The sequence below is a fragment of the Devosia sp. Root635 genome (assembly GCF_001427605.1).
In the GTDB taxonomy this organism is placed as follows: domain Bacteria; phylum Pseudomonadota; class Alphaproteobacteria; order Rhizobiales; family Devosiaceae; genus Devosia.
Genome location: NZ_LMGZ01000001.1, coordinates 249277 through 261763 on the forward strand (window position 1 = coordinate 249277; position 12487 = coordinate 261763).

General features: G+C 64.2%; 11 protein-coding genes, 1 pseudogene and 1 CRISPR repeat array. Of the genes and pseudogenes, 5 read left to right on the plus strand and 7 right to left on the minus strand.

Translation table 11 applies throughout. The features are described from left to right. The first annotated feature begins 16 nt into the window (after positions 1-16). Positions 17-946 (plus strand): type II CRISPR-associated endonuclease Cas1, encoded by a 930-nt coding sequence (cas1, locus tag ASD80_RS01205; RefSeq protein WP_056227776.1) that lies wholly within the window; start codon positions 17-19, stop codon positions 944-946. Between the two features lie 46 nt (positions 947-992). Next, positions 993-1178, plus strand: a pseudogene (gene cas2 / locus ASD80_RS19015) (CRISPR-associated endonuclease Cas2); the annotation flags it as partial. Between the two features lie 185 nt (positions 1179-1363). Further along, positions 1364-3448: direct repeats of the CRISPR family, unit length 36 nt; unit sequence AGCCTAGCAGTTCAGAGAAGACGGGCCAACGGCAAC. 185 nt (positions 3449-3633) lie between these two features. On the opposite strand, the gene ASD80_RS01215 reads toward cas2, so the two are convergent. Continuing rightward, positions 3634-4584 carry a nucleoside hydrolase gene (locus ASD80_RS01215; RefSeq protein ID WP_056228218.1) on the minus strand — a complete coding sequence of 317 codons (951 nt, stop codon included), beginning with the start codon at positions 4582-4584 and terminating at the stop codon, positions 3634-3636. Between the two features lie 157 nt (positions 4585-4741). On the opposite strand from ASD80_RS01215, the gene ASD80_RS01220 reads away from it, so the two are divergent. Together ASD80_RS01220 and ASD80_RS01225 are read left to right on the plus strand one after the other, a co-directional pair. Then, entirely contained in the window at positions 4742-5587 is an 846-nt protein-coding gene (locus ASD80_RS01220; RefSeq protein WP_056227778.1) for a (2Fe-2S)-binding protein, read from the plus strand. A gap of 171 nt (positions 5588-5758) precedes the next feature. After that, positions 5759-6178 (plus strand): MarR family winged helix-turn-helix transcriptional regulator, encoded by a 420-nt coding sequence (locus ASD80_RS01225; protein ID WP_156460266.1) that lies wholly within the window; start codon positions 5759-5761, stop codon positions 6176-6178. Here the strand turns inward: ASD80_RS01225 and ASD80_RS01230 are convergent. Together ASD80_RS01230 and ASD80_RS01235 are read right to left on the minus strand one after the other, a co-directional pair. Beyond that, positions 6161-6562 (minus strand): response regulator, encoded by a 402-nt coding sequence (locus ASD80_RS01230; protein WP_056227785.1) that lies wholly within the window; start codon positions 6560-6562, stop codon positions 6161-6163. The two genes, ASD80_RS01225 and ASD80_RS01230, sit on opposite strands and share 18 nt — an antisense overlap. 134 nt (positions 6563-6696) lie before the next feature. Then, positions 6697-7308 carry a biotin transporter BioY gene (locus ASD80_RS01235; protein WP_056227787.1) on the minus strand — a complete coding sequence of 204 codons (612 nt, stop codon included), beginning with the start codon at positions 7306-7308 and terminating at the stop codon, positions 6697-6699. Positions 7309-7404: 96 nt separating this feature from the next. On the opposite strand from ASD80_RS01235, the gene ASD80_RS01240 reads away from it, so the two are divergent. Continuing rightward, positions 7405-8319, plus strand: a complete 915-nt coding sequence (locus ASD80_RS01240) for an MBL fold metallo-hydrolase (protein ID WP_056227790.1) — start codon at positions 7405-7407, stop codon at positions 8317-8319. Positions 8320-8551: 232 nt separating this feature from the next. Here the strand turns inward: ASD80_RS01240 and ASD80_RS01245 are convergent, their stop codons facing one another. The 4 genes from ASD80_RS01245 to pdxH all read right to left on the minus strand — a co-directional run bounded on the left by ASD80_RS01245 (position 8552) and on the right by pdxH (position 12483). After that, positions 8552-9355 (minus strand): DUF1499 domain-containing protein, encoded by an 804-nt coding sequence (locus ASD80_RS01245; RefSeq protein ID WP_156460267.1) that lies wholly within the window; start codon positions 9353-9355, stop codon positions 8552-8554. Positions 9356-9429: 74 nt separating this feature from the next. Next, entirely contained in the window at positions 9430-10563 is a 1134-nt protein-coding gene (locus tag ASD80_RS01250) for a M48 family metallopeptidase (RefSeq protein WP_056227797.1), read from the minus strand. Then, positions 10563-11759 (minus strand): DUF898 family protein, encoded by a 1197-nt coding sequence (locus ASD80_RS01255; protein ID WP_056227800.1) that lies wholly within the window; start codon positions 11757-11759, stop codon positions 10563-10565. The genes ASD80_RS01250 and ASD80_RS01255 overlap by 1 nt, the downstream gene beginning before the upstream one ends. A 100-nt stretch (positions 11760-11859) precedes the next feature. Beyond that, entirely contained in the window at positions 11860-12483 is a 624-nt protein-coding gene (gene pdxH, locus ASD80_RS01260) for a pyridoxamine 5'-phosphate oxidase (RefSeq protein ID WP_056227802.1), read from the minus strand. Positions 12484-12487 lie beyond the last annotated feature (4 nt).

Below are 12487 nucleotides of genomic sequence, written 5' to 3' on the forward strand. Positions count from 1 at the left end.
GCATAGTGTTGCCGCCATGGAACGGATAGTCGACATAGAAACCGATGGCCTGTTTCTGGCGGTGCATCGCGGATTCTTGACCGTGAGCGAGGCCGGCGAGGAGCGCGGGCGCATTGCACTCGACGATATCGGTGGCTTGATTGTCCATGCCCATGGCACCAGCTGGTCCAATAGCGTCTTTACGCGACTGAGCGAGCGCGCCGTGCCCGTGGTCATCTGCGGCAGCAACCATGCGCCGGTCGCCTGCGTGTGGCCGCTGGAGGGACACCACCTGCAGGCGGCGCGCATGCGGGCGCAGATTGCAGCCACCCGGCCACTCGGCAAGCAGATTTGGGCCAGGATCGTGGCCAGCAAAATCCGCATGCAGGGCGACGTTCTGGCGCGCCGCGGTGTCGAGGCCGGCGCTTTCGACATGCTCGCCCGCAAGGTTCGTTCTGGCGACCCCGGCAATGTGGAGGCACAGGCGGCGCGGCGATACTGGAAAGCCCTGTTCGGTCCGGACTTTTCGCGCGATCAAGACGCAGCCGGTCTCAATGGCCTGCTCAACTACGGCTATGCCGTCTTGCGCGCGATCGTGTCCCGCGCCATTTGCGCAGCGGGGCTGCACCCCACTATCAGCGTTTTCCATTCCAATCGCGGCAACGCTTTCGCCCTGTCCGACGACCTGATGGAGCCCTACCGCCCGCTCGTGGACGAATTGGTCCGACGCCTTGCCACCGAAGGCGTCACCGAGGTCAATCCCGACAGCAAGCGGCAGTTGGCGGCCATGTCCACGCTCGACCTGGCGACCGGCGACATCGTCTCGCCGCTCGCGGTCCACGTGCAGCGTTTCGTCCATTCGGTGGCGACCAGCTTCGAAACCGGCGAAGCCCGGCTCGCCCTCCCCGCCGGTCTTGTGCTGGCCGAGCGCCGTGAGGAGGCCATCGATGACCCGACGGGAGCTTAGGGCCAATGCCGAACCGTCCCACCTCAGCGGATATCGATTCATGTGGATGCTGGTAACTTTCGACCTGCCTGTCGAGACACCGGCCCAGCGCAAGGCCGCCACTCGGTTCCGCCACGACCTGCTCGATCTTGGCTTTGAAATGAGCCAGCTTTCCAACTATCTTCGCTTCTGCAACGGCAAGGAGCAGTTCGACTCCTACGTGCGCAAGATCGGCGCAAGACTGCCGGAGTTTGGCAATGTCTACATCTTCCAGTTCACCGACCGGCAATATGAAAACATCGTGCGATTCTCGGATCAAGGCCGCCGCCCAGCCAGAAAAATCCCGACCAGATGGCCCTTTTCTAGCTCCGACCGCCAATTTCCAGACGCCGAAGTGGCCGAAATCTCCTGTATTTACAGAGATTTCGGCCAACATCGAGCCTAGCAGTTCAGAGAAGACGGGCCAACGGCAACTCATCGCGCATGGTGTAGCCGGGCGGCAGTTAGCCTAGCAGTTCAGAGAAGACGGGCCAACGGCAACAGTGGCGGCCTCTGCCGTGTTGGCCGCGGAAGCCTAGCAGTTCAGAGAAGACGGGCCAACGGCAACCTGTGGCTGTTGCCGCCGCTTGGCTCGCTTAGCCTAGCAGTTCAGAGAAGACGGGCCAACGGCAACGGTTCGCCTGAGCGAGTGTCGAACCGCCTTAGCCTAGCAGTTCAGAGAAGACGGGCCAACGGCAACCTGGCGGCGGAGTTGTCGTTTCGCGCACCGAGCCTAGCAGTTCAGAGAAGACGGGCCAACGGCAACTGCTCTTCTGTGCGGGGATGGAATACCGAAAGCCTAGCAGTTCAGAGAAGACGGGCCAACGGCAACAAACCACGCTGTTCCCCGAACGCCTTCTGGAGCCTAGCAGTTCAGAGAAGACGGGCCAACGGCAACTTCATTGCAAAGCATGAGGTCGAGCGTGTTAGCCTAGCAGTTCAGAGAAGACGGGCCAACGGCAACGCAGCGCCGCCATGGTATTCAAACATCTGCAGCCTAGCAGTTCAGAGAAGACGGGCCAACGGCAACAAGCCGAGAAGCGGAGCGGTAGTTTTTGCCAGCCTAGCAGTTCAGAGAAGACGGGCCAACGGCAACTTCTTGAGCTTCTGGTACTTGCGCTTTTGGAGCCTAGCAGTTCAGAGAAGACGGGCCAACGGCAACCGCCATCAGCACGAGTGCGAATACCATGGCAGCCTAGCAGTTCAGAGAAGACGGGCCAACGGCAACCTTGCAGTCGGCTAATCCGTCCGCGTTGAAGCCTAGCAGTTCAGAGAAGACGGGCCAACGGCAACACCGTTGCGCCTAGATCATCACCATCCTCGAGCCTAGCAGTTCAGAGAAGACGGGCCAACGGCAACCGCATTCGCCTCCGTGTGCTGCCTGGGCTTAGCCTAGCAGTTCAGAGAAGACGGGCCAACGGCAACAGCATCAACCACCGCATCATCCTGCTGCGCAAGCCTAGCAGTTCAGAGAAGACGGGCCAACGGCAACGTCGGGGGACACGTTGCGAAGGGCCATTCTAGCCTAGCAGTTCAGAGAAGACGGGCCAACGGCAACGTCAGCAGAGTTTCGGCCTTTTTCGCGTTGAGCCTAGCAGTTCAGAGAAGACGGGCCAACGGCAACAGCGAACCCATGACCCCATCCACGGATGGGAGCCTAGCAGTTCAGAGAAGACGGGCCAACGGCAACGCGAAGCTGCTCATTCAGCCGCTCAACCTCTAGCCTAGCAGTTCAGAGAAGACGGGCCAACGGCAACGGATGCGCCGCGCAATGCCCTTCAACGACTAGCCTAGCAGTTCAGAGAAGACGGGCCAACGGCAACCCCTGGCCGGCCAGACCGGAGCACTGGACAAGCCTAGCAGTTCAGAGAAGACGGGCCAACGGCAACACCATCAGCGCGATGATCGCCAGCCCCCCGAGCCTAGCAGTTCAGAGAAGACGGGCCAACGGCAACGGTGACGTCGAGCTGATGTCGTTCGGCAAGAGCCTAGCAGTTCAGAGAAGACGGGCCAACGGCAACCGATTGGCTGATGCTCAACGAAAGCCGCCTAGCCTAGCAGTTCAGAGAAGACGGGCCAACGGCAACGAAAACACGGTTGTTCCGACGATCACCGGGAGCCTAGCAGTTCAGAGAAGACGGGCCAACGGCAACTGATGATTTTTGGGGTCGCGCGTTTCACACAGCCTAGCAGTTCAGAGAAGACGGGCCAACGGCAACAGCAGAACCTTCAGGGCACCATGCGCGACAAGCCTAGCAGTTCAGAGAAGACGGGCCAACGGCAACTGTTCATCCAAGCCTGCATTGAGGAAGCGCGAGCCTAGCAGTTCAGAGAAGACGGGCCAACGGCAACATGCCCTGCGACGGTTGAGGCGGCAATCATAGCCTAGCAGTTCAGAGAAGACGGGCCAACGGCAACAGATGGGGTCAGCCCTCGGGCGGTGGCGGCAGCCTAGCAGTTCAGAGAAGACGGGCCAACGGCAACTGCGTTACTTTGTAACCGGCGAGTTCGGTAAGCCTAGCAGTTCAGAGAAGACGGCCAACGGCAACTCCACGAGTGCCGCAGGGCGCTGGCCATGAGCCTAGCAGTTCAGAGAAGACGGGCCAACGGCAACTTGCGCGATCAGCACCTCGCGTAGAGGTCCAGCCTAGCAGTTCTCGAGCACGTCTCTATCCTGCTACTGTCTCGCGATAGTGGCGCAGGACGGCGTCGGCGTTGACGGCGGTACAGATCAGGTGCGCCGGGCGGTTGGCCCAGTCGGGGTGCCCGCCCTTGCGGGCTGCCGGCATCTGGATGGTCTGGCCGGCGGCGATGCCGTCGCAGACGACGCAGATGGGGCCGGAGCGTGTTTCGAACCAGTCGGGACGCAGTGCGTAGGTCACGGCCAGCAGATCGTGCCCCACCACGCCGGCAAGACCCATGACCTCCTTGTAGAAGCGCGCATAGTGATCCGACATCTGGCGCAGCAATTCGCCATTTTCTCCGGCTTCGGCCGACAAAGCGGCGAGATAATCCCCGGTGAGGATGATGTCATGCGTCACATCGAGCCCCACCACCACGACGGGCCATTCGGCCGCGAAAATCTCGTCGGCGGCGACCGGATCGCCATAGATATTGGCTTCGGCTGCCGGGGTGATATTGCCGCTGCGGCCTTCATAGCCGAAGGCCCCGCCCATGATCACCACCTGTTTGGCGAGGCCGGCAATGGCCCTGTCCTGCCGCAGGGCGAGCGCCAGGTTGGTCATCCGCCCCACGGCGATGATCGTCACCTCGCCCGGATGGGCGCGCAACGTATCGATGATGAACTGCGATGCCGCGCCCGGCTGCAGGCCGGTCTCGTCGACCGCCGGAATATCGATGTCGCCCAGCCCGTTGTGGCCATGCACGATGACCGGTTCGGGCTTGATCTTGCCATCGAGCGTCTGGCCGGCGCCCTGGATGACTGGCGCGGCGATATGGAAGCGCTCGCGCAGGAACAGGGCGTTGCGCGTCGTGGTCGCGATATCGGCATTGCCGACGACGGTGGTGATGCCGAGCAGTTCGATGTCGGGCAGCTTGCTCAGGTAGAGCAGCGCCATGGCGTCGTCGATCCCCGGATCGGTATCGAAGATAACCTTCATATCGTGGTCCAATGCTGTGTCGCGCCCGACCATTGTGGGGCGCGGGGAGGAAGGCGGGGACCAATCACAGCCGGTGATGCCCGTCAAGCGCCGCCGAGCTGATTGACATTTGCCGGGGCGGGAACTAGCTAAATCCTGACTTCGGAGTTCATATATCTTGACGGCAATCGACGCGACGGATGGTTTGCCGCTGCGGCAGTTTCTCGAGCCGCTGCAATCGGCCGAAAACCTGCAGCTCTCCATCGGCGCGGATCGCGCCGGGCATGAGCCCATCGTCGCCCTGCCTCCCGCCGTGGTCGAGGCCTGGCTGGCCGCTGTCAGCCGCGACCACGCGGATATGGAGGCGCGGACGTGCGCCGCCTACCTGATCGGGGATATCGCCTGGGCCTTCGGACGCAACCTGGCGGCGCTGCACCTGGCCGGCCCCGGCCTGCCCGATATCGGGGCCGGTTCCATCGCCGCCGCGCCGCAATGGTATCGCTGGGAGGAGGATGGTGAAGGCGGGGAGGCCCTGCGCTTCACCCTGCGGCTGCTTGCTGCCCCCGACGCCACCCACCGTCCGCTCGATATCGATGGCATCCGCGCCCTGGCGGTGGCCGCCCATGCCCCGCTGATCGAAACCTTGTCCGGCCTGACCCGGCTGGGGCGCAGCGCCATGTGGCGGCTGGTGGCCGATGCGCTGGCGGCGGGCTGGCTGTTGGTCGGCAAGCGCATCGGCCTGCCCGAGCACGCCATGCGGGTGGCCAATGCCATCATCGGGGCCCCTGGCTCGCCGCTGGCCAACAAGCAAACCGGGTTCGTCGAGATCGTGCTGCGCGACGAGACCGATCCCGAGCGCGTCCTGGGCTGCGAATGGTTCCGGGCGCGGGGCGGCTGCTGCCGCTATTACACGACGGGGGAATCAGCAGGCGAATATTGCACCACCTGTGTCCTGCGTCCGCCCGAGTCGCGCGACCAGCGCCTCCGCGATCACCTCAAGGCCCGGCTGCAGATGCCCGTCTGAGCAGGCCGAAGGCCGCATCATGGCTCAGTGAACAAATAACATTTTTAACGATGCTGTGACGTGGCGTTGTTCGTCGTGTAAAAGGGTTTGTATGAATAGGGGGCATCGACATGATCGGTCTTGGCCCGGACGCGTACGCGTCGGGGCGAAAGCCTTGCGGCGGAGTTGGCTTTGCGGTCCCTATCGACATCTGCGCTCGCCGAACTGCTGGAGCTTACGGCCCGCATGCTGCATTCGCGCGGCTATGCGGCCGACCTGTTTCCAGCACAATGGACGGCTTTGCGTTATTTTTCCCGCGCCCCGATCAGCCAGCGTACGGCCAGCGAGCTGGCGCGTTTCCAGAGTCTCGCCAACGGCCCGGTAAGCCGCACCGTGCGGACCCTGGTGCAGAAGGGCTTGTTGACCAAGGCGGCAGAGCAGCCCAAGGGGCGCGCCGAGCTGCTCGAGCTGACCGATGCGGGTCGGGCGATGCTCGACCAGGATCCGACTTTGGCGGTCGAGGAAATCATCAGCGGGCTGGAGGCCAGCGAGCAGGAATGCTTTGCCCGCTCGCTCGAACTCATCGTCCGGCGGCTATCGGTGCTGCGCTAGCGAGCCGAACAGCGCCCTGATATCGGCGATCAGCTCGCCCATGTCGAACGGCTTCACATAGACCTTGCGGGCACCCCAGACCAGCGCCAGCGCCGCTGCTGTGGCGATGGACAGGCCCGGCCCGCCCCCGGTGACCACGAATATCTCGGCTGCCGGCGATGCGGCGCGCATCGACTGGATGATGGCGATGCCATCGGCGCGCGGCATCCACAGATCGGTCACCACCACGTCGAAGGCTTCCCGGCCCAATGTGTCGATGGCCTCCATGCCATCGTCGACCTCGACAACAGCGAAGCCGGCGTCGCTCAGCGCGTCTCGCAGCGGCCGGCGACTGTCGGCACTGGCGTCGGCAATCAGCACCGTGCGCATCGGTGCATCAATCATGGTTCCCCCAGCCCAATAGCCGCGCCGCCTCGCGGCGACACCAGAATAGATGTGTCCATCCGTTGCTCACTGAGCAGTAAAATGTCAAGCAAAAGGCCGGCACGAGGCCGGCCTTTTCAGTCTTTTACAGAGGTTTAGCGCTTGGCCAGGATGTTCCAGGCACCCGTTACAGTCAGCGCGGCCAGGGCCATCTTGAGAATATCCCAGACGATGAACGGCTGGATGGCGCCGGCAAAGGCCGAGGCGACCACGTTGTTCTGGTCGATCCAGCCGGCATTGCCGGACAAGGCCAGCAGCCAGACAAAGCCCAGCACCAGCAGCACCGCATCGGCCGCGACCATGGCGGCAAACAGGGTCAGCGGCTTGCCCGAGGCGCCCTTGTCGGCGGCATAGCCGATGATGGCGGCCATCACCAGGAACCCGAGTAGGAAGCCGCCGGTCGGGCCGACGAGATAGGCCAGGCCACCGCCGGTAGCGAAGACCGGCAGGCCGAAGGCGCCTTCGAGCAGGTAGAGCGCCACGGTGGCGACGCCGATGCGCAGGCCGAAAGCCGCCGACAGTGCCGCGATGGCAAAGCCCTGCAGCGTCACCGGAACCGGCCATACCGGCACGTTGATCTTGGCGCAGATGGTGATGAGCAGCGTGCCGAGCACGATGGTTGCGAGATTGGCTGCCAGCTTGGCAGTATCGCCCTTGGGCTGGAATACGCCGAGCAGCGTATTGGGCGTGGTCAAAGTCACGGCCATTTCATACCTTCCATGCTTGTCTGAACCGGCGTCCCCTCCCGGGCCGCGCTGTCGTTCAAATCACGACTTCTTTAGTCTCTCGGCAAAGTGAGTGCAATGGCATCACCCGTTCCGGCCCTGTCCTTCGACAGGGACTTCGACCCCCAGACTGGCCGCGCCGTACCCGTCGCCGACGGTATCACCCGCATCACCGCGCCCAATGCCAGCCCCTATACCTTTACCGGCACCAACAGTTTTCTGTTGGGCCACGAACGCCTTGCGCTGGTCGATCCGGGCCCGGACGATCCGGTTCACCTCGCCGCGCTGATCGATGGCATCGGCGGCCGCCCCGTCGATGCCATCATGCTTTCGCATACCCACCGCGACCACAGCGCATCGGCATCACGGCTGGCGCGCGATCTGGGTGTCCCCCTCTGGTTCGGCGGCAAGCATCGCCTGTCGCGCCCGCTGCGCCGATTCGAGCGCAATCCCATCCGCAACTCCTGCGATTGGGATCTGGTGCCCGACCGCACCCTCATTGATGGCGAGACCATCACTGCGGGCGACGTGCCCCTCACCGTCCACGCCACGCCCGGCCATTGCGCCAATCACCTGGCCTTCAGCGCCGGTGACATCCTGCTCAGCGGCGATCATGTCATGGGCTGGAATTCGACCCTCGTCTCGGTCCCCGATGGCTCGATGGCCGACTATTTCGCCTCGCTCGACAAGGTCATCGCCCTGCCCTGCCGCCAATACGTGCCGGCCCACGGCGGCCCCATCGTCGACGGCCCGGCCTATGCCGCCGCTCTCAAGGCCCACCGGCAGATGCGCAACCAGCAGGTCGTCGCCGCCGTCAGGGCGGGTGCCCGCACCGTCCCGGCCATCGTGGCGGCAATCTACCCCGCCCAGCCCCTGCCCGTCCGCCGCGCCGCCCGCCTGACCATCACCGCCCATGTGGAATATCTCGAAGGGCTGGGCGCGTTGAGCGTGTCGCGGGGATTGCTGGGGATGCGGATTTCCGCTGATACCTAAATCACGGTGTCATTCCCGCGCAGGCGGGAATCCATTCTTGTCGATCCCCGCACCTTCCAAAGAGTGGATTCCCGCCTGCGCGGGAATGACGTTCTGGGGCATTGTTCGGGATGCGGGCCCAGATGCCATGAAGACCTCATGGTGAGCTTGTCGAACCACGAGGTCGAGCGAGTGGAGGCCTGGGTGCCACGACCTCGTGGTTCGACAAGCTCACCATGAGGTCTACTGCAGGCTACTCCGCCTCCTCCACCCCCGCCTCCAACGGCACATTGGCATTGGGATTGTCGCGCAGCAGCCCTGTCACCGCATCGTCCAGCGCCGCCAGGAATTCCTCGATCCGCGAGCCGTTCGAGCCGAAATCATGCAAGGCGTTGAGCGAGGCCGAGCGCATGTCGACCGTGGAATTGGTCAGCGTCCCGGTCACCCGGATCACCACCTCCTCGCGCCAGCCCGGCAGCGTCACGATCTGGGCATTGACCTGCCCCGGATCGAACCCGGCCGTCGGCTCGCGCAGCAGGCGGATTTCCCAGCCATTGCCGGCCACCAAAGCCCGCACCAGCCCGAAGGTCGGCACCAGCCCCAGCGGATAAGTGCGCGTTTCGGCATTGGGAAAAACCGCCGCCATGGTCTCGGCCGACAGCATTTTCGGCGCCGGCATGGCCTGCATGCCTGGCTCGAAGACCAGCGGCAGCAGGCTCCGGTCGGTGGTGGCGATATCGGTCACGGGCGGATAGGTCAGCATCAGGCTGCCATACCAGGCAAAGGGCAGCAGGCTCAGCGTGCCGAACAGCAGCCCGGCCAGTGCCCTGCCCCAGCCCTGGTCGCCCGTCTGCCACAGCCGCGCCAGCGCGATCAGCGCGGCCAGCACCGCCAGCAAGGCCACCAGGCCCGCCGCCAGCGCCGCCACCAGGAACAGGTCGCTGGTGATCAGCCGGAACCAGTGCAGCAGCACCGAAATAACGACGAGCGGCACCGCGACGCTGCCCAGCCGGCGCGCCACGATTGCCCATTTCGATGTCCGGATCAGTATGCGCAATGCCGCCCCTTCACATGCGCCGCGAGATTACCCGCAAGGTATTGCGCGAATTTGAAGATTTCCCCGGGTGGCGATCATTTGCTCTTGGTCTTGGGATCGGGCATGCCGCACATGGAGCGGATGGCGTTCCACTCCGCCGTGGTGAAGGGCGGCTCAAGCCCGGTCGGCCGCTGCTGGCTCAGCGGGTCCAGCGCCGCCTTGCGGTCATCGGTCAGCGGGTGGGTGCTGAGCAGCGCCAGGGCACGGGCGAATTCATCGTCCGCCCCGACCCGGTTGATGAGATCGGCCAGCCCGGCCGGGTTGAAATCCATGCGCTCGGCCACATGGGCGGCAAAGGCATCGGCCTGCCGCTCGGCATCGCGCGAGAAACGGGCGTCGATGATCGTCGCGCCGAGGCCCGCCGCCACCGAAATGCCGGTCATGTCGCCCAGGATGAAGCCGATCAGCGCGCCGGTGCCGGCGGTGGAAATCAATTGCTCCATGCCGTGGCGATAAGCCACGTGGCCCACCTCATGAGCCAGCACCCCGGCAAACTCGTCCTGCGTCTCGGCCTGTTCCAGCAATGCGGAAAAGAAGAATACCTGCCCGCCCGGCAGCGCGAAGGCATTGGGAATCTCGGATTTGACCACCCTGATATCGAGCTCGAATGGCGATCCCGATCCCTCCAGCGCCGCCGCCCCGAACCGCGCGATGGCCCGGTTGGCGAGACTATCCGGATTGCTGTCGCAGACCTCGAAGCCGCTGTCGTCGCCCAGGCTGGCTTCCATCTGCCGGGCGACGGTCTCGCCCAGGTTCCGCTCCCATTCCGGCGGCACCAGTCCGGTGATGCGGCCCGCCAGCAGCGGTACGCCATAGAGATAGGCGACGATCACCGCCGCCAGTGCCACGGTGGCGGTCACCGCGATCCGGATTTCCCGCCCGGTCTGCTGTCGCCGCTTCTGACCGAGCACCGGCAAGGTCGCCAGCACCCGCGCCACATCCTCGCGCCCCTTGACCACCACGCGGGCGCCGGTCGGCTGGCCATTGGCGCCCAGCCGCAATTCGTCCTTGCGGCCATGGACGGCAAAGAGATCCGCCGTCGCCCAACGCCCCAGCTCGGCGCCATCCCCGGCGCGGATCACCAGCGTCCCGGCCTCGTGCATAAGCGCCACGGCGTGAACCTGCGCCACCAGCCCGTCATGAAAGCGCGCCGCTATGCTCCCGCTCATCAATAGGCCCCGACATTGAGGGCATCGGCCAGCCCTTCGCCGCCAAGACGGGTATCCTCGCCGCGGGCCTTGACGTCGCGCAGGCTGTCGAGCCCGGCAATGCTGGCGCCCTGCGCCACGAGCTTCCAGAAGCCCAGCCCCAGGAACAGTTCAACCATCAGGCTGAAAGCGCCCAACAGCAGCAGATAGCCGAAGACGATGGCCAGCAGCACGCTGAAGCTTCCCTGTAGGCTCTGCCTGAACACCTGCGGGTCGAATCCACCCCCCGCAAACGCCCCACTCGCCACCGAGCCCAGCACGATCAGCCCGCCGGCCGCCAGCACGACGTAACTCCCGGCCAAAGCGAGCCCGAACAGCACATATTGCCCGACCAGGCTCCGCGCCCGCACCGTTACCGTCAGCGCCGCCTGTCCCAACCGGACCGCGGAAAACATGCGGCTGATCTCGCGCGACTGGTAATAGAGCACCAGCAGGCCCATCAGCGCCGCGGCGATAACCATCACCACGGCACCTCCCACGGTCGGCACGCCGCTCACCGGCAGCCCACCCATGGCGGAGCCTATGCCCAATCCCACCGCACCGATCACCGCCATGGCGAGATAGGTCCCATAGAACGGCCGCGCGAGCAGCTTCCAACTACCCACGAAACCGAATTGCCGGTCACCATACCAGCTATGGCGATACCGATAGGACCACAGGTTCGCCGCCATGAACGGATAAGCCAGCCCCGCCGTCGCCAGCACCAGCAGCGACCAAAAGAACCGCCGGACCGCATAGTTCCACGCATTGCCGCCCTGGTCGCAGCGTATGCCGCGCCACAGTGTCCGCGACAGCCGGAAGTCCCGCGCCCGATAGATGGCATAGCCCATAAGGAACCAGACCAGCACCGCGACAGCAGAATAGCCAATGATGGCCGCTTCGGACGATTGCGTGGAAAGATAGAAGAACAGCCCGTAAAGCGGCACGAACACCGCCAGCGCCATCAGGAAGCCGAGCAGGAGCTGGATGGCATTGCCGGTATATTCCAACGGATCGCCATCGATCTCGGTATTGGCCCAATAGAAGCGCCGCTTCCAGGTCGTCAGCCAGAACCGATAGAGCCCGATGCTGGGAATCAGCAGCACATAACCGCGCAGCAGCATGAACCCCAGTTCCCGCCGCGTTCCGGTAAACACCACCGCCACCGGCCGCTCCATGATCCACCCTCAAGCCATCAGAGGGTTTTAGGCGAGGCGGAAGGGATTGGGAAGGCGGCTGCCCACGGTGAGCTGATGTTCATGCGTTCAAAATGTACACTCAGGGATAAAGCCTCTCACTCCTCCACCCATTCCCATCCCGCACAAACCGCACCCGGTCATGCAGCCGGAATTCCCCGTCCTTCCAGAACTCGATGCTCTCAGGCACGATCCTGAACCCCGACCAGTGCATCGGCCGCACCACCGGGTTCTCGCCGATTTCGGCGCTGATCTCGGCCACTCGCGTCAGCAGCGCCTCGCGGCTCGAAACCGGCCGCGACTGCTCCGAGGCCGACGAGGCGATCTGGCTGCCCTTGGCGCGCGAAGCGAAATAGGCGTCCGCCTCCTGGTCCGTCACCACCTCCACGGGGCCCCGCATCCGCACCTGCCGCCGCAGCGACTTCCAGTGCATCACCATGGCCGCCTTGGGCTGGGCCAGCAACTGCTTGCCCTTTTCGCTTTCGAAATTGGTGAAAAAGCAGAACCCGCGCGCATCCCGCGCGTTGAGCAGCACCATGCGCACGTCAGGCAACCCATCCGCATCGACACTGGCCAGCGCCATGGCATGGGGATCGTTGGACTCGGCCTCTTTGGCCAAAGCGAACCATTCCTCGAACAGGGCAAACGGATCGAGGTCGGCGCGGTCGCTATCGTCGAACAGGCGCTCGGTCAGCGTCTGGAGCATGGTG